This window comes from Planosporangium flavigriseum, assembly GCF_011947225.1.
GTDB lineage: Bacteria > Actinomycetota > Actinomycetes > Mycobacteriales > Micromonosporaceae > Planosporangium > Planosporangium flavigriseum.
The window spans coordinates 153,408-170,288 of record NZ_JAATVW010000012.1 but is presented as its reverse complement, the minus strand read 5'-3'; the positions used below and the strand labels follow the sequence as shown (position 1 = coordinate 170,288).

Here is a 16,881-nt window from a genome sequence, read left to right as displayed (position 1 = left end):
TCGCTCATGGAGCTACTCCGTTCGCTGAGAGACCCGCCGACTCCGGCAGGCCGAGCATCAGGTTGGCGCACTGGACCGCCTGGCCGGCCGCGCCCTTGCCGAGATTGTCGATGGCGGAGACCACGATCAGGCGGCCGGAGTCGACGTCGACGGCGGCCTGCAGGTGGCAGGCGTTCGACCCGAACGTGGCGGCCGTGTGCGGCCAACGCCCCTCGGGAAGGACCCGGACGAAGTGCTCGCCCGCGTACGCGTCGAGCAGGGCCTGGCGGACGTCGACGGCCGCGCTTTGCGGCTTCGCGGTCACCGTGGAGAGGATGCCCCGCGGCATCGGCGCGAGGACCGGGGTGAACGACAGCGTCCGCGCCCCGGACGCCTGCTTGATCTCTGGTACGTGCTGGTGCGCGCCCACCTTGTACGGGCTGAGGTCGCCCATCACCTCGCTGCCGAGCAGGTGCGCCTTAGGCGACTTGCCGGCGCCCGAGGTGCCCGACGAGGCGACGACGACGACGTCGTCCGGGCTGGCGATGCCCGCCGCGATCAGCGGCGCGAGGGCGAGGATCGTGGCCACGGCGTAGCAGCCTGTAGCGGCGACCCGGGTGGACTCGGCGATCTTCGCCCGCTGGCCGGGCAGCTCCGGGAGGCCGTAGGTCCAGGTGCCGGCGTGCGGCCCCGGGTAGTAGCGGGTCCAGGCGCCCGGGTCGATCAGCCGGTGGTCGGCGCCGAGGTCGACCACCTTGGTGTGGGCCGGAAGTTGAGCGGCCACAGCTGCCGACTCCCCGTGGGGCAGGGCCAGAAACACGAGATCCGCTTCTGCCAGGGCGGCGGGATCGGTCGGCGCCAGGACGTGGTCAGCGTACGTGACGAGGTGCGGGTGGACGGCCCCAAGCGGGGAGCCCGCCTGGCTCTGGCCCGTCGCGACGGCAAGCTCGAAGTGCGGGTGGCCGGCGATCAGGCGCAACAGTTCGCCACCGGCGTACCCGCTCGCCCCGGCGACTGCGACCCGCATTCCCATACCGCCTCCTGTATGACTATGCAGGCCACTGTATAGAGATCGCGGAGCGAGCGCAACCGGTAACCGAGAAGGGTGACAGCAGGCACAGCGTCGGGCAGCGGTGTCAGTCGGTCGAGTCGAGGGCCCGGGCCAATTGCGCCCGGTTACGCACGCCGAGACGCCGGTACAGGCGGGTCAGGTTGGCCTCGACCGCCTTGATCGACAGGAACATCGACCGGGCGATCTCCCGGTTGGTGGCTCCTCCGCGTACCAGCTCGACGATGCGCCGCTCCGTCTCGGACAGGCCGACGCCCCGGCCGCCGTCCAGGCGGGCCAGCTCGGCGGCGGCGACCTGGCGCCACGGCGCCGCCTCGGCCGCGGTGTACCGGCGGACCGCCTCGGTCAGCGCCGCCCGGGCGGCGCCGCGCCGGTGCGCCCGCCGCTCCAGGCCACCGAGGGTGTGCCAGGCCCGCGCCTGTTCCAGCGGGTACGGGTGGTCGGCCCACTTCTCGATCGCCGCCGCGAGCGACTCGGCAGCCTCCCGTGAATCGGCCCCGGCGGCGAGCACTGCCCGGGCCCGGGCCAGGCCGAGCATCGCCACGTCCCGCCCCAACTGCTCGGCGCAGCGGTGTACCTCCGCGAGAACGGCGGCGGCCTCGCCGCGCGCACCCGAAGCGATCAGCGCTTCGATGAAGTCGGCATGCCACGGCAGCGCACCCGGGTCGACCCGGCCCTGGCTTTGCTCAAGCGCCCAGGCCTGCCGCATCACGTCCGCCGCCAGGACCGGGTCACCACGCAGCAGGTGCACCATGCCCTGCGTGGCGTACGCCAGCTTCAACCAGTCCTCGTCACCGGCGTCCTGGATGGCACGCACGGCCTTCTCGGCGAAGACCGCGGCCTCCTCAGCGGTGCCGCCGAGCAGCTCACTCATCGCGCCGACCAGCAGGCCAGGCCCGGGAGTGGTCTCCACATCGGCGTACAGGCGCGCGCAGTACCGGCCGGCGGCGAGGGCGTCGGCGCAGCGGCCGGCCCGCCAGTAGATCCCGGCGACGGAGATGAGCACGACGGCGAGGTCGTGCACCGTACCCGAACTCTCGACCGCGGTACGCAGCGACTCGATGCGCCGGATGGCCTCGGGAACGTCCCCGCCGAACAGCCGGCTCATCGCGGCCAACTGCCTGGCCGCGATGACCGGGCGGGTCAACGGCAGACCGAGGGCGATCTCACCGGCGCGCTCCAGGATCCGGTCGCCCTCGGGGCCGTCGTGGAAGCTACCCCGCCAACCCAGCACCTCGACCAGGCAGTCCAGGTCACCGGCCTGCTCAGCAGTCTCCTCGGCGCGCTTGAGCTCAGCGAGGGCCGCCTCGGTGTCGCGGTCGTAGTGGGCCTTCACGGCGCGGTAGAGCCGCACCCGCGCGAGCAGCCCGAGATCGTCGGTCGCGTCCTTGAACGCGGCGTCCAGCAGCGGCGCGACGCCGGACTTGTCCTGACCAGCGAGGTCGACCAGCAGTAGCCGGGCACCGACGCGGGTACGGGGATCGGTGGCCTGGCGCAGCGCCGCGGTCGCGTACCGGGTGGCGTCGGCGGGCGAGCCGGCGTCATAGGCGTACTCGGCGGCCGACAGCCAGCGGGTCGCGGCCACTCCGGGCAACGACGCCGGCGTGCGCTCGGACGCGAGCGCGGCCAGGTCGGCCGCGGTGGCCGGCGCGCCCCGCAGCCGCGCGACCGCTGCAGCGTCCGCGAGGGTCTCCCCCAGGGACTCGTCCGGCTCCGGCCGGGCCTGCGCCAGGTGGCGCGCCCGCTCGACCGGATCGACGACCGCCTCGGCGAGAAGCTCGTGCGCCTTGCGCCGCTCGGCCGGATTGGCGTCGGCGTACACCATCTCGCGCAGCAGCGGGTGGGTGAACCGGACCGCGTCGCCCTCCACCGAGATGACTCCGGCGCAGGCCGCCTCACTCAGCTCCTCGTCAATGGCGACGCCGCAGTGCTCCAGCAGTGACCGGGTCGGCCGGGCGGTGGCCGCCGCGACCAGGAGGGCGGGGCGGGCATGCCCGGGCAGCGTGGCGATCCTGGCGGCGAGCAGCGCCCGCAGCCGGTCGGGTACGGGCAGCGGAGCGGTCGGCGAGTCCGCGTCCCGCTCGTACAGCGCCCGGCCGAGCTCCACCGCGAACAGCGGGTTGCCACCGCTGGCGGTGTAGACGCGGTGCAGGCGACTGCGCGGCACCGGACCGCCCAACCGGGACCGCAGCAGGTCCGCCACATCGGACTCGGGCAGCGGCGGCACGGCGAGTTCGAGGCACGCGGGTGGGCAGAGATCGAGGGCCGCCGGTTCGCCACCGTCGGAGACCCGCTCGGCGGCAAGCATCCGCGCGTCGACCGAGCCGAGGCGCCGGGCGACGAAGCGGAGCACCCCGGCGCTGGGCTGGTCGATCCACTGCACGTCGTCGAGGACCAGCAGCACCGGCCGGTCGGCGGTGAGCGCGCGGATCAGTTCGAGCACGGCGAGCCGGACGGCCAGCTGGTCATGGGCGGTGTCCGGAAGGGAGCTGCGCAGCAGGGCGCCATCGAGCGCCGCGCGCAAGTGCGCGGGAAGCACGACGGCGTACTCGTCGAGTACGCCGTCGAACAGGTCGACCAGTGCGAGGTAGGGCAGTTCTGCTTCGGCTTCGGCGGCGTTGGCCCGCAGGACCAGGGCGGGGTCGGCGTCCGCGGCAAGGGCCTGCAGGATGGTGGACTTGCCGATCCCCGCCGGCCCGTACAGCAGGACGCTGCCGCCCGCGGCGAGCCGGGCACGGGCCAGGTCGAGGATCTCGCCGCGGCCGATAGGGGTGGACGGCCGGGAATTCACCACGGATGCGAGTCTGCCTCTGAACGGGGTGGTCACGCGACCCTCCCCGACAGTTTGTTAGCGCAGCGCGACTCCGGGTGCACGTCGATTCACTCAGCCCGGTTTCCCCGGCCGAAAACGATTAGCTCGGCGTCGATACGGGGCACGCGTTTACCTTACCGTACGGTCACATTCATCGATCTACGGGAAGTGGCCGAAGTAACGCCACTTCCCGTAGATCGATTTATGTCGTTCGATATAGAAAAGCGTCAGGCGCCGCGGAGCGTGGCGCCCAGCCGATCCGCCGCGACGGCCACCGCGGCATCCCGCGCGGCCACCGCCTCCTCGACGGTGAGGGTGCGGTCCGGCGCCCGGAACGTCAGCTTGTACGCCAGGCTCTTGCGCGCAGACCCGACCTGCTCGCCGGTGTACACATCGAACAGTCGCACGCCTTCCAGCAGGTCCCCCGCGCCCTCGACGAGCGCCGCTTCGACGGCGGCGGCCGGGGTGGCACGGTCCACGACGAGCGCGACGTCGATGAGGGCCGGCGGGAAACCGGAGATCGGCGGCGCGACCGTCACCTCGCGCAGGGGAAGCGCGTCGAGGTTGATCTCCATGGCGGCCGTGCGCCGAGGGAGATCGAGCGCGGCACAGGCCTGCGGGTGTAGTTCACCCGCGTGCCCGACGACCGTGCCGTCGACGAGGATCTCCGCGCAGCGGCCGGGGTGCCACGGGGCGTACGCGGCGGCCCGCACCTCGGCGGTGTGACCCGCCGCGGCGACGACCACCCGCGCTGCCTCGATGGCGTCCGACCAGTCACCCGCGCGGCCGGCGCCCCACCAGCCCGCCGGCTCGACCTCACCGGCCAGCACCGCCGCGACGTGCCACGGCTGGTGCGGCATGAACTCGTTCGCCCGCTCCAGGTCGGCGTCCGAGGGGCGCCGGTCGACGCCGAGGCGCGGCGGCGTGCCCTGCGTTCCGGCGGGGTGGAAGACCATCCCGATCTCGTACAGCGCGAGGTCGCGGTGACCGCGGCCGAGGTTGCGCCGCAACGCGGCGAGCAACGGCGGCAGCAGCGTCGTGCGCAGTTCCGGCTCGTCGGACGAGATCGGGTTGCGCAGCCGCAGCGCCTGCCGGCGCGGGTCGTCGGCCGGGATGCCGAGCGCGTCGAGAGTGGTCTGCCCGACGAACGGGTAGTTGAGCGTCTCGACGTAACCGGCCTCGGCGAGCGCCCGGCCGACCGTACGGCGGCGGCGCTGCGGCGCAGTGAGCCCCCGGCCGGGCGGGGCGAGCGGCAGCCGCGCCGGCACCTTGTCGTACCCGTCGAGCCGGATCACCTCCTCGGCCAGGTCGGCCGGGTCGGTGAGGTCGGGTCGCCAGGTCGGCGGGGTGACCAGCAGCCGGTCGCCGTCGCGCTCGACGGAAGCGCCGATCTCGGTGAGCAGTTCGACGACCCGTTCATCGGCGTAGTCCACCCCGGCGGTACGCGCCGGCAGGTCGGCCGGCATCGCGATCGGGGCCGGCGGGGTCACCGCGTACACGTCGGTCACCCGCTCGTCGACGGTGCCGCCCGCGTACTCGGCGAGCAGCGCCGCCGCCCGCGCGAGAGCGACCGGGGTGAGCTGCGGGTCGACGCCGCGCTCGAAGCGCTTACTCGCCTCGCTGGGCAGCTTGTGCCGGCGCGCGGTCCGGGCGATGGTGATCGGGTCCCAGTGGGCAGCTTCGAAGAGCAGGTCGGTGGTCAGCGCCGAGACCTCGGTACTCGCTCCTCCCATGACTGCGGCGAGCGAGACCACGCCGGTCTCGTCGGCGATGACGAGGTCCTCGGGGTCGAGAGCCCGGTCGGCACCGTCCAGTGTGGTCAGTCGCTCACCGGGCTTCGCGCGGCGCACCACCAGTTCGCCGGCCAGCCGCCCGAGGTCGAACGCGTGCATCGGCTGGCCGAGTTCGAGCATGAGGTAGTTGGTGATGTCTACTGGCAGCGAGATCGACCGGATGCCGGCGAGATTCAGCCGCCGCTGCATCCACGCCGGGCTCGGAGCGGTGGGGTTGATGCCGCGAACCGCGACCGCGCTGAACCGGTCGCAGCCGACCGGGTCCTCCACCCGTACCGGGTAACCCGGCTCGCTGCTGGTCAGCGGGAGGACCGCGGCGGCCGGGTCGCGGTAGCCGACGCCGAGCGAGTGCGCCAGCTCGCGGGCCACGCCGCGCATGGACAGGCAGTACCCGCGGTCGGGGGTGACGTTCAGCTCGACGACGACCTCGTCGAGGCCGACGACGGGCCGGGCGTCCTGCCCCGGCGCGGCGTCGGTGTCCGGCGGCAGCACGATGATGCCGGAGTGGTCCTCGCCGAGGCCGAGCTCCCGGGCCGAGCAGATCATGCCGTTGGAGACGTGGCCGTACGTGCTGCGCGCGGCGATCTCGAAACCGCCCGGCAGCACCGCGCCCGGCAGCGAGGCCACGACGAGGTCGCCCTCGGCGAAGTTGCGGGCGCCGCACACGATTCCCTGCGGCTCGGAGTTTCCGACGTCCACCAGGCAGTACCGGATGGGCTTCTTGAAGCCGGTCAGCTCCTCGATCGAGCGCACCCGGCCGACCACCAGCGGGCCGGTGACGGTGGTCCGCAGGTCCTGGATCTCCTCGACCTCCAGACCGACGCGCACGAACGCCTGCTCCAGCGCGTCGGCGTCGAGGTCAGCGGGTAGATCGACGTACTCGCGAAGCCACGAGAGAGGGACCCGCACCTCAGACCTCCATTCCGAACGCACGGGCGAACCGCACGTCGCCTTCGACCATGTCGCGCATGTCGGCCGCCCCGTGGCGGAACTGCAGCGCCCGCTCGATACCGATACCGAACGCGAACCCCGAGTACTCGTCGGGGTCGATGCCGCAGGCGATCAGCACCCGGGGGTTGACCATGCCGCAGCCGCCCCACTCGACCCACCGGGGCCCGTCGCGGTGCTGCGGGAACCACACGTCGAACTCGGCCGACGGCTCGGTGAACGGGAAGTACGAGGGCCGCCAGCGGGTACGCACGTCCTCGCCGAGCATCGCCTTCGCGAAGTGATCGATCGTGCCCTTGAGATGGGCCATCGTGATGCCCTTGTCGACAACCAGACCTTCGACCTGGTGAAAGACCGGCGTGTGGGTGGCGTCGAGCTCGTCGGTCCGGTAGACCCGGCCCGGGCAGGCGATGTAGATCGGTGGCTTGCGGGTCAGCATCGTGCGCGCCTGCACCGGCGAGGTGTGGGTGCGCAGCACAAGGCCAGATTCTTCGTTACCGACACCGGCGGCCGCGAGATAGAACGTGTCCATCATCGAGCGGGCCGGGTGGTCGGGCGCGATGTTGAGCGCGTCGAAGTTGTACCAGTCGAGCTCGACCTCGGGCCCCTCGGCGATCTCGTAGCCCATGCCGACGAAGAGGTCGCTGATCCGCTCCATCACGGTGGTCAGCGGGTGCCGGGCGCCGCGTGGACGCCGCGCCGTCGGCAGGGTGACGTCGACGGTCTCCTCGATGAGGACGCGACGCTCCCGGTCGGCCCGCAGCTCGGCCTGCCGAGCCTCGAACGCCGCCGAGATCGCGGTCCGGGCCTCGTTGACCCGCTTGCCGGCGTCGGACTTCGCGTGTGGCGGCAGCGCGCCGATCTCCCGGCGCGCGAGCGACACCGGCGCCCGGTCGCCGAGGTGCAGGTGCTTGATCGACGCGAGCGCGTCGAGGTCGCCCGCCTCCGCGAAGGCCTTCTCGGCAGCGGCGACAGCGTCATCGAGGCTCGACTGGTCGAGCAGCGCGACCTGCTTGGGGTCGTATGGATCGTTGCGATACGTCACAACGCAGCTCTCTTCTCTGGAAAACAACCGGACAGAGTCTAGGGCGCGCGGCTTCGCCGCAGCCCGCCGGTATTCGCGCAGAGAGAGCGTGGGGGTTGACTCAGCCCCGCAGCCCGCGACCGGCGGGCTGGCTAAACAAGTGCCTCATCGGGATGTCCCCTCCATACGCTGCGCTCTGGCGCAAGAGTACAGGCAGACGGCTGCGGCAGCAGCCAGGTTCAGGCTCTCGGCGCCGCCGTAGATCGGCACCCGCACCCGGGCGTCGGCGGCGTCGGCGAGCTCGGGCGGCAATCCGTGCGCCTCGGAGCCGAACAGCCACGCGGTCGGGCCGGCGCACGATACGTGATCGAGGTCCTGAGCCCCGTAGGCGTCGGCGGCGTACACGGTCAGGCCGGCGTCACGGAGCTGCTCGACGACCACAAACGGATCATCGGCCCGGACGACGTCGACGTGGAACAGGCTGCCGGCGGTCGCCCGTACACACTTGCCGTTGTACGGGTCGACGGCGTTGCCGGCGAACACGACGACGTCGGCGCCCGCGGCGTCGGCGGTGCGCAGGATGGTCCCGGCGTTGCCCGGGTCGCGGATGTCGGCCAGGACGGCGACCAGCCGGGGGCGCTTGGCCAGCGCCTCGGCCAGCGGGACGTCGACGAACTCGCAGACGGCGACCAGGCCCTGCGGCTGCACCGTCTCGGCCAGCGCCGCGAGGGCGTCCTCGGCAACCGGGGAGATGCGGGCGCCGGCGTCGTCCGCTGCCGCGATCAGGTCGGCGTACCGCTGCGCGGCGTCGGCCGTCGTGAACAGTTCCGCGACGGCGCCTTCGGCCAGCGCCTCCCGTACGGCCTGCGGCCCTTCCGCGAGGAACCGGCGCGCCTCCGTGCGATCCCGGCGGCGTTGCAGCCGCCGAGCAGCAACGACCCGGGGCGTGCGCGTCGTGAACGGCTCGACCCCGGGTCGCATGTGCTGCATGATCAGGCGGCGGTGACGGCCTTGCGCGCCACCTCGACCAGGCCGGTGAAGGCCTTGTCGTCGTTGACCGCGAGGTCGGCCAGGATCTTGCGGTCGACCTCGATGCCGGCCAGCCGCAGCCCCTGGATCAGACGGTTGTAGGTCATGCCGTTCGCGCGAGCGGCGGCGTTGATCCGGGTGATCCACAGCTGGCGGAAGTCACCCTTGCGGTCGCGCCGGTCACGGTAGGCGTACTGCATCGAGTGCAGCATCTGCTCCTTGGCCTTGCGGTACAGCCGGGAGCGCTGCCCCCGGTAGCCGCTGGCGGACTCAAGGACGGTACGGCGCTTCTTCTGGGCGTTCACAGCCCGCTTGACGCGTGCCACGGTTCGTACTCCTCATCAAGGACCGGCCCGGTGGGCGGGCCGGTCGAAGTGGTTCTCGTCAGTTGGTGGCGCGCCTCTTAGAGGCCCAGCAGCTTCTTGATCCGCTTCTTCTCGACCGGGTCGAGTTCCACGTAGCCGTCCATGCGGCGGGTGACCTTGGAGGACTTGCCCTCCAGAAGGTGGCGCTTGCCGGCCGGCTCACGGAGGAACTTGCCCTTAGCCGTGATCTTGACCCGCTTCACCATGCCGCTGTGGCTCTTCATCTTCGGCATTGAAACTGCTTCTCCCCTACTGTTCGCCCGCACCGCGGTCTGCGGTGGCCGCGGCGTTGACCGTCTCTGCGGACGGAGCCGATGCCCCGCCACCCGTCGCCTCACGCTGCGTCGCCTTGGCGACCGCGGCGGCGGTCTTCGCCTCCGCCGATGCGCTCGCCTTCGCCTCGGAGGCGGCAACCTTGGCGTCGGACGCGGCGACCTTCGTCGCGCGGTGCGGCGCCAGGACCATAATCATGTTACGGCCGTCCTGCTTCGGAGCAGCCTCCACAAATCCCAGCTCAGCGATCTCTTCGGAGAGCCGGCGCAGGAGCCGGAAACCCAGCTCGGGGCGGCTCTGCTCCCGACCGCGGAACATGATCGTCACCTTGACCTTGTCACCGGCCTTGAGGAACCGGACGACGTGACCCTTCTTGGTCTCGTAGTCGTGCGGGTCGATCTTGGGCCGGAGCTTCATTTCCTTGATGACGGTCTGCTGCTGGTTACGCCGGGCCTCGCGCGCCTTGAGTGCACTCTCGTATTTGAACTTGCCGAAGTCCATGAGCTTGCACACTGGCGGGCGGGCCAGGGGCGCAACTTCAACCAGGTCCAGATCGACGTCCGCAGCCAGCTGAAGGGCACGCTCCACAGGGACAATTCCCACCTGCTCGCCCTCCGGGCCGACCAGCCGGACCTCACGTGCCCGGATCTGCTCGTTGATGCGTGGCTCGGTGCTGATGTGGCCTCCTAAAGTCAAAATCTTTCGTTTGCCAGGCCTTCCCTGGCAAGCCGGCCTGAAAAGCAGAAGGCCCCGGCGCATGCCAGGGCCCGCTCGACCGGTCATAGCGCACAACGCGCTACCGCCCACCGAAATTCCGGCGGCGGCTGACCGGACCCGGCCGCCTTGTGGCTACTCGGGTGGGAGCGGGACGCTCCGCTTTAAACACCGTGCGTAACTGATCGCTTGCACGACAGCAGCACAGTGTGGTCGACGCTGCAAGACTACCAGGGGTGGCCACCCGGTGCTAACAGTGGCCCGGGTGAAAAAGGTCAGCCGCCGTTGGCGGGCGTTGAGCGCTGGCTCAGCCGGTGGGACTCAAGCATCGCGCGCAGCGTCCGCACGGCCTCCACCGCGTACTCCTTGTCGGCAGCCTGCACCGCCAGCACGCTGACGACGTCGTCGTCGGTGAGCTCGATGCTCGCCCACGGAGCCCCGCGCGAGAAGCGCACCGCCCGGATGATCTCCCACGGCAGGTCGTAGCCGCCCAGCACATTGCGCACGTGCAGGCCACGGTCATCGGCGGAGATCCGGGGCCGGGTGAACATGAGAACCGCCAAGGCCGCCAGCACCCCGAGCCCGATCATCGCGGCCTGGTCGCCGCGCTGGAACGTGCCCGGCACGCCCTCCCCCAGCGAGCCGTGCAGGCCGAACGAGATCAGGGTGAAGACGATCACGATCACGACCGCTGACACCCAGCACACCACGCGGAGTCGACGCGGACGGAACACCACCGACTGGTTCACAGACACGCTCACGAGTGTGCCACGCCCGCCGGCGATCACAGCCGGCAGGCGTGGATGCCGGTCACGAGTATCGCCCGCGCGCCCAGGTCGTACAGCTCGTCCATGATCCGGTGCACCTCGGCCCGCAGGACCATGGCCTCCACCGCGACCCAGCCCTCCCGGTGCAGCGGGGAGATCGTCGGCGACTCGATACCGGGCGTCAGCGCGGAGGCCTGCTCCATCAGGTCGGCGCGCACGTCGTAGGCGAGCATCACGTACCGCCGGGCGACGAGCACGCCCTGCAGGCGCCGCAGCAGCTGGTTGACGCCGGCCGTGACGTCCTCGGCGCCCCGGCGGCGGATCAGGATCGCCGACGACTCCAGCAGCGGCTTGCCCACCGGCTCAAGGCCGGCCTGGCGCAGGGTCGCGCCGGTCGACACCACGTCCGCGATCACGTCGGCCACCCCGAGCCGGATCGCGTTCTCCACGGCGCCGTCGAGCCGGACGACCTCCGCGGTAAGCGCGCGCTCCGCCAGGTACCGGTTGACCACGCCCGGGTACGCGGTCGCGATGCGCCGGCCGGCGAGGTCCGAGGGCGCCGTCAGCGAGCCGGGCCGGGCGGCGAAGCGGAACGTCGCGCCACCGAACCCGAGGTCCAGCAGTTCGTCGGCGTCGACGTCGGCGTCGATGAGCAGGTCCCGGCCGGTGATGCCGAGATCGAGATCGCCGGAGGCGACGTAGGTGGCGATGTCACGCGGGCGCAGGTAGAAGAACTCGACGTCGTTGTCGGCGTCGGTGCAGACCAGGTCACGGCTGTCGGCCCGCTGGCGGTACCCCGCCTCGCGCAGCATGTCGGCGGCCGGACCGGACAGGGTTCCCTTGTTGGGGACGGCGATACGCAGCACTCTCAAGCTCCTTGAGTGGGAAGGACGTGGGGACATCGGACGGCGGAGGTCACAGATGTCGGTACACGTCCTCCAACTCCAGCCCGCTGGCGAGCATCAGCACCTGTACCTGGTAGAGCAGCTGAGAGATCTCCTCGGCGGTGCGCTCGCGCCCCTCATGCTCGGCGGCCATCCACGCTTCGGCCGCCTCCTCGACGACCTTCTTGCCGATCGCGTGGACCCCACGCTCCAGCGCCGCAACAGTGCCGGAGCCGGGAGTACGCGCTGCGGCCTTGGCCTGCAGCTCCTCGAATAGGTCGTCGAACGTTTTCACGAGGCAAAAGTGTGCCAGGGCCGCCGACCCGACTTCACACCGGTTCCACCTGGTGCGACGAGCACGACTGATCAGGCCCGATCCTCCGGCCAGCCGGTCGGCTCCAGGATCACGACCGGAATCTCCCGTTCCGTACCCTTTTGATACTCCTCGTACGGCGGGAAGATGCGGGCCATCTCCGGCCAGAGGCGCTTCCGCTCCTCGGCGTCCGCCATCCGCGCCCGGGCGTCAAACTTGTCCCCCAGGACCTGTACCCGCACGTTCGGGTCGGCGGCGAGGTTGCGGTACCAGTCCGGGTGCTCGGGGTGGCCACCCTTGGACGCCACGACGACGTACCGGTCACCGTCCCGGCCGTAGATCAGCGCATTGCGCCGGGCCTGGCCGGAGCGGCGGCCCCGGGTGGTCAACAGCAGCGTGAATACCCCCGACCGCCACTCGTGGCCGTCGAGCCCGTCGGTCTCGACATACCGCCTGATGTGGTCGGCCTGCCAGCCCTCGGTCGGGTCGGTCGGCCGGTCGAAGTCGGTCATCTCAGCTCCGCTCACTCCGCAATGATCCAGAACTTCCAGCATGAGCCAGAACGGGGCCCGGCCGCCACCCGGGAAGCAGGGGCGGTACAACCGTGGGGTGAGCGCGGCACACGAGACCGTCAAACGCGAGTTGCTGGTACGCCTACTGGACTCGGTGGTGTCCGGGCTGCACGGCGGGTTCACCTACGCCGAGGGATACGCCACCGGGCGCTCAGCGGGTGCCACCGCTTGTCCAGAGGCCTCCGCGATCGCCGCGCTCCGGGTGCTCGGCGAGTTCGCCGACCGGCTGCGCGGGCCGGTCTCTGTAGTGCTCGTCGGCGAAGATGGCGACCGGCTCGACGCGCTGCGCGAACAGCTCGCCCGGGTGCTCGCGGAGCTACCGGCCGTAAGCGTCGCCACGGTGGCAGGCGACTGCGACTCCGCACTCGTACCCGCGCTGGAACGTGCTGACGCGCTCGGCGCGCCGCTCTTCGCGTACCTCGACGCGACCGGCGCCCGTCCGCCCGGGTACGAGACCGTGGCGCGGGTCGGCGCCGGCCACCATGCCGACGTGCTCGTCGCGGTCGATCCGGCCGACCCGCTCTACTCCGGAGAGCTCCGCCGCGCCGGGCTCACCCGGGTCGCCCACGTCGAACTCGTCGACGACGACGGGTACGCGCAGATCCTGCTCTTCGCCACCGGCACGGACACCGGCCTCGACCGGTTCAAGGACGAGCTGTGGTCGGTCGACGAGTTCGCCGGCGTGCGGTACCGGGACCCGCGCGACCCCGACCACGAACTGCTGGACATCTCGCTCGAACCGCACCTCGGCCCGCTGCGCCGGGCCCTCGTAGACCGGGTCGCGGCGACCGGCGGGTGCCCGGCCGGCGAGCTGCGCGACTACACCCGGACAACGACCATCTACCGCGCGGCGGACGCCCTGCGCGCCCTCACGGGACTGGTAGCGGCCGGCCGGCTGAGCCGGGAGCCGGAGCGGGGCCGGCTGACCGCGAAGACGGTCATCCATCCCAGCGATCGTGGACATGTCGACCGGTGGTAGCCGGTCGACATGTCCACGATCGCGAGAAGAGTCAGGAGCGTTGCACCCGGCGGATCGTCAGCGCCGCGTCGAGCGCCGCGATCGTCGCGTACCAGCCCTTGTCCTCGTTGGAGTCGGGGAACCCGGCCCGGTCGCGCGCCTGCTCGTACGTGTCCACCGTGAGCACGCCGTGCGCGACCGGCGTCGACTCATCCAGGGCGACCCGGGTCAGCCCGTCGGTCACCGCCTGGCAGACGACGTCGAAGTGCGCGGTGTCGCCGCGGATCACCACGCCGAGCGCGACGACGGCGTCGTACCGGCGGGCGAGAGCCTGCGCGATCACGGGCAGCTCGACCGAGCCGGCCACCCGGGCGACGGTGACGTGCTCCACCCCGCACGCCTTGCTCGCCGCCGTGGCGCGGTCGAGCATCTGTTCGGTGAGCTCCTCGTGCCACCGGCTGGCGACGATGCCGACGGTCAGCCCCGCCGCGTCCACGACCTCCAGCTCCGGATGCCCCTGTCCCGCCATAGTGCTATGCCAGCCCTTCCGCCGTCATCTGGTCTAAGTCCTCCAGCAGGTGTCCCATGCGGTCCCGCTTGGTGCGCAGGTAACGCACGTTCTCGGGGTGCGGGCGCACGGGCAGGGACACCCGACCGGTGATCTTTAGACCATACCCTTCCAAACCCGCTCTTTTAGCGGGATTGTTTGTCAAAAGCCGCATGCTCTGGATGCCAAGCTCGGCGAGGATCTGGGCCCCGGTGCCGTAGTCGCGCGCGTCCGCCGGCAACCCCAGCTCCAGGTTGGCGTCGACCGTGTCGCGCCCCTGGTCCTGGAGCTGGTAGGCCTGCAGCTTGTGCATCAGCCCGATGCCCCGGCCCTCATGTCCGCGCATGTAGAGCACCACCCCGCGCCCCTCAGCGGCGACCCGGGCGAGCGCGGCCGAAAGCTGAGGGCCGCAGTCGCAGCGCAGCGAGCCGAACACGTCCCCGGTCAGGCACTCCGAATGCACCCGTACGAGCACGTCCTCGCCATCGCCGAGGTCGCCGTACACCAGCGCCACGTGCTCGGTGTCGTCGAAGTCGGCCCGGTAACCGACGGCCCGGAAGACCCCGTGCTCGGTGGGCATGCGCGCCTCGGCGATCCGCTCGACCTGGATGCCGGTGCGCCGCCGATACGCGATGAGGTCTTCGATCGAGATCAGCGTGAGGTCGTGCTCCTTGGCGAAGCGCTCCAGGTCGGGCCGGCGCATCATGGTGCCGTCGTCGTTGACCAGCTCGCACAGCACGCCGGCCGGCCGCAGCCCGGCCAGCTCGGCCAGGTCCACCGCGGCCTCGGTGTGCCCTGGCCGGCGCAGCACGCCGCCCTTGCGGGCGCGCAGCGGTACGACGTGGCCGGGGCGGGCCAACTCGGCCGGGGAGGTCGCCTGGTCGGCGAGCAGGCGGATCGTGTGCGCCCGGTCGGCGGCGGAGATGCCGGTGGTCACGCCCTCCCGGGCGTCGACGGTCACCGTGTACGCGGTGCCGCGCCGGTCCTGGTTGGTGTGGTACATCGGCGGCAGTTCCAGGCGGTCCGCGTCCTGCTCGGTCAGCGGCACGCAGATGAAGCCCGACGTGTACCGGACCGTGAACGCCAGCAACTCGGGCGTCGCCAGCTCCGCGGCGAAGATGAGGTCGCCCTCGTTCTCCCGGCCCTCGTCGTCGACCACGATCACCGGCCGGCCGGCGACGATATCCGCGATCGCCCGCTCGATGTCTTCGAACCCGCTCATACCCGACCCTCCACGTAACTGGGCGCCTGAACCTGTGGCTGGCGCAGCGCACGCGAGGTGCGCAGCCAGGAGACGAAGCCCCAGACGCAGAAGAGCCCGTACACGCCGTACATCGCCGCCGACGGGTAGAACCCGCCCTGCAGCAGCAGCGGCACCCCGACGGCGTCGACGGCTATCCAGACGAGCCAGAACTCCACCCAGCCCCGGGCCATTCCGTACGTCGCCAGCAGACTGCCGACGAGGATCCACGAGTCCGGCAGCGGCCCCCACGACCCCAGCGCCTTGAGGATCGGGTACGCCACCGCCATCCCGACGATCACCGTGCCGAGCAGCACCAGGCGCTCGGAGTTGGTCGCCCAGCGCGGCACCACCGCCCCCTCGTCGGGCGACGCGTGCTGCCGGCGGTTACGCGACCAGCGCCACCAGCCGTACACGCTCACGGCGAAGAAGAACACCTGGCGCCCGGCCTGCCCGTACAGGTCGACGGCCTGCGGGGTGGCGAACGCCCCACCCAGGAAGACGGTGAACAGCAGGGCGTTGCCGATCATGCCGATCGGCCAGGCCCACACCAGCCGGCGCATCCCGAGCAGCGCGGAGGCCAGGCCGAAGACGTTACCGATGATCTCGCGCCAGAGGACCACCGAGCCGGCGATCTCCAGGCGGGCGTCGAGCAGCCAGCGCAGCGCGCCCATCACGCGACCCCCTCGCGCGCGCCCAGCAGCTTCTCGACGTGCTTGGCGATCACGTCGACCTCCAGGTTGACCGGGTCGCCGACGTCCTTGTGTCCGAGCGTGGTGAGCTTGAGCGTGGTCGGGATCAGGCCGACCTCGAAGAAGTCGGGGCCGACGCCCGCGACGGTCAGCGACACCCCGTCGACAGCGATCGAGCCCTTCTCCACCACGTACCGCGCCAGCTCGGCCGGGAGGGTGAAGCGCACGGACTCCCAGTGCTCCCCCGGCTGGCGGCTGACGATCGTGCCGACCCCGTCGACATGCCCCTGCACGAGGTGACCGCCCAGGCGGGTCGCGAGCGTCGCGGCGCGTTCGAGGTTGACCGGGTCGTCGGGCACGAGAGCCGCCAGTGACGTGCGGTTGAAGGTCTCCTGCATGACGTCGGCGGTGAAGACGCCGCCGTCGACCTCGACGACGGTGAGACAGACGCCGTTGACCGCGATCGAGTCACCGTGGCGGGCGTCGGCGGCGACGACGTCGCCGCGAACGATCAGCCGTGAATGGTCGCCGGCCCAGCCGACGACGGTGCCCAGTTCCTCGACGATGCCGGTGAACACGCCAGCAGCCTCCTTACGCTCGCAGCGCCGGCGATGCCACGGCGACGACGAGCAGGAGGGGACGGGCTGCCGCGAAAACGCGCGCGGCACCCGACGGCCGTGAGAACGGCCGACTCCCGCGCGCTGCCTCCCATCCGGACTTTCACCGTCGGCTCCGGAATCACACCGGATCCACCGGTCACTGGATGTGACCGGGTAGCGGGCTGCCGGCCTCGAAGGAGGACGGTCACCGCCGGTTCGGACTTTCACCGAGCCCCGCCAGCGCGTGGTGGGTACCCTGCGAGTCTTGCACACCGAGCCGCAACGTGACCCGATCTGAGCGAC

Annotated in this window: 17 protein-coding genes and 1 riboswitch; of the genes, 1 reads left to right on the top strand and 16 read right to left on the bottom strand. The window is 71.3% G+C overall.

Annotated elements, in window-relative coordinates:
- Positions 1-4 precede the first annotated feature (4 nt).
- The 12 genes from argC to HC028_RS17720 form a co-directional block, all read right to left on the bottom strand.
- Positions 5-1,012 carry an N-acetyl-gamma-glutamyl-phosphate reductase gene (gene argC, locus HC028_RS17775; RefSeq protein ID WP_168078456.1) on the bottom strand — a complete coding sequence of 336 codons (1,008 nt, stop codon included), beginning with the start codon at positions 1,010-1,012 and terminating at the stop codon, positions 5-7.
- A gap of 103 nt (positions 1,013-1,115) precedes the next feature.
- Positions 1,116-3,842: an AAA family ATPase gene (locus HC028_RS28515; protein ID WP_168078455.1), complete on the bottom strand. Its 2,727-nt coding sequence runs from the start codon at positions 3,840-3,842 to the stop codon at positions 1,116-1,118.
- 245 nt (positions 3,843-4,087) lie between these two features.
- A complete protein-coding gene (gene pheT / locus HC028_RS17765; protein ID WP_168078454.1) occupies positions 4,088-6,562 on the bottom strand; it encodes a phenylalanine--tRNA ligase subunit beta in 2,475 nt (824 codons plus the stop codon).
- Position 6,563: 1 nt separating this feature from the next.
- Positions 6,564-7,646: a phenylalanine--tRNA ligase subunit alpha gene (pheS, locus tag HC028_RS17760; protein ID WP_168078453.1), complete on the bottom strand. Its 1,083-nt coding sequence runs from the start codon at positions 7,644-7,646 to the stop codon at positions 6,564-6,566.
- A 144-nt stretch (positions 7,647-7,790) separates the two neighbouring features.
- Positions 7,791-8,615 carry a TrmH family RNA methyltransferase gene (locus HC028_RS17755; protein ID WP_168078452.1) on the bottom strand — a complete coding sequence of 275 codons (825 nt, stop codon included), beginning with the start codon at positions 8,613-8,615 and terminating at the stop codon, positions 7,791-7,793.
- 2 nt (positions 8,616-8,617) lie between these two features.
- On the bottom strand, positions 8,618-8,980 hold the full coding sequence (gene rplT / locus HC028_RS17750) for a 50S ribosomal protein L20 (RefSeq protein WP_168078451.1): 363 nt from the start codon (positions 8,978-8,980) through the stop codon (positions 8,618-8,620).
- Between the two features lie 77 nt (positions 8,981-9,057).
- Positions 9,058-9,252 (bottom strand): 50S ribosomal protein L35, encoded by a 195-nt coding sequence (gene rpmI, locus HC028_RS17745; protein WP_168078450.1) that lies wholly within the window; start codon positions 9,250-9,252, stop codon positions 9,058-9,060.
- Between the two features lie 16 nt (positions 9,253-9,268).
- The gene (gene infC / locus HC028_RS17740; RefSeq protein ID WP_168078493.1) at positions 9,269-9,952 is read right to left on the bottom strand and encodes a translation initiation factor IF-3; all 684 of its coding nucleotides are present in this window, start codon (positions 9,950-9,952) and stop codon (positions 9,269-9,271) included.
- Positions 9,953-10,281: 329 nt separating this feature from the next.
- Positions 10,282-10,761, bottom strand: a complete 480-nt coding sequence (locus HC028_RS17735) for a PH domain-containing protein (RefSeq protein ID WP_239075608.1) — start codon at positions 10,759-10,761, stop codon at positions 10,282-10,284.
- A 29-nt stretch (positions 10,762-10,790) separates the two neighbouring features.
- Positions 10,791-11,639, bottom strand: coding sequence for an ATP phosphoribosyltransferase (gene hisG / locus HC028_RS17730; RefSeq protein ID WP_168078449.1), 849 nt, complete (start codon positions 11,637-11,639; stop codon positions 10,791-10,793).
- A gap of 49 nt (positions 11,640-11,688) precedes the next feature.
- Positions 11,689-11,952, bottom strand: coding sequence for a phosphoribosyl-ATP diphosphatase (locus tag HC028_RS17725; RefSeq protein WP_168078448.1), 264 nt, complete (start codon positions 11,950-11,952; stop codon positions 11,689-11,691).
- A 71-nt stretch (positions 11,953-12,023) separates the two neighbouring features.
- The gene (locus HC028_RS17720; RefSeq protein WP_168078491.1) at positions 12,024-12,482 is read right to left on the bottom strand and encodes a nitroreductase family deazaflavin-dependent oxidoreductase; all 459 of its coding nucleotides are present in this window, start codon (positions 12,480-12,482) and stop codon (positions 12,024-12,026) included.
- A 40-nt stretch (positions 12,483-12,522) separates the two neighbouring features.
- Here HC028_RS17720 and HC028_RS17715 point away from each other — a divergent pair, with 40 nt between their 5' ends.
- Positions 12,523-13,521, top strand: a complete 999-nt coding sequence (locus HC028_RS17715) for a class I SAM-dependent methyltransferase (RefSeq protein ID WP_168078447.1) — start codon at positions 12,523-12,525, stop codon at positions 13,519-13,521.
- A gap of 31 nt (positions 13,522-13,552) precedes the next feature.
- Here the strand turns inward: HC028_RS17715 and ribH are convergent, their stop codons facing one another.
- Genes ribH through HC028_RS17695 form a run of 4 tightly spaced genes read right to left on the bottom strand, consistent with a single transcriptional unit; the run spans position 13,553 to position 16,557 of the window.
- Positions 13,553-14,029 carry a 6,7-dimethyl-8-ribityllumazine synthase gene (gene ribH / locus HC028_RS17710; protein ID WP_168078446.1) on the bottom strand — a complete coding sequence of 159 codons (477 nt, stop codon included), beginning with the start codon at positions 14,027-14,029 and terminating at the stop codon, positions 13,553-13,555.
- 4 nt (positions 14,030-14,033) lie between these two features.
- Positions 14,034-15,269, bottom strand: coding sequence for a bifunctional 3,4-dihydroxy-2-butanone-4-phosphate synthase/GTP cyclohydrolase II (locus tag HC028_RS17705; RefSeq protein WP_168078445.1), 1,236 nt, complete (start codon positions 15,267-15,269; stop codon positions 14,034-14,036).
- On the bottom strand, positions 15,266-15,961 hold the full coding sequence (pnuC, locus tag HC028_RS17700; RefSeq protein ID WP_168078490.1) for a nicotinamide riboside transporter PnuC: 696 nt from the start codon (positions 15,959-15,961) through the stop codon (positions 15,266-15,268). The genes HC028_RS17705 and pnuC overlap by 4 nt, the downstream gene beginning before the upstream one ends.
- Positions 15,961-16,557 carry a riboflavin synthase gene (locus tag HC028_RS17695; protein WP_168078444.1) on the bottom strand — a complete coding sequence of 199 codons (597 nt, stop codon included), beginning with the start codon at positions 16,555-16,557 and terminating at the stop codon, positions 15,961-15,963. Before HC028_RS17695 ends, pnuC begins: the two co-directional genes overlap by 1 nt.
- A gap of 118 nt (positions 16,558-16,675) precedes the next feature.
- Positions 16,676-16,824, bottom strand: a riboswitch (FMN riboswitch).
- Positions 16,825-16,881: the final 57 nt, after the last annotated feature.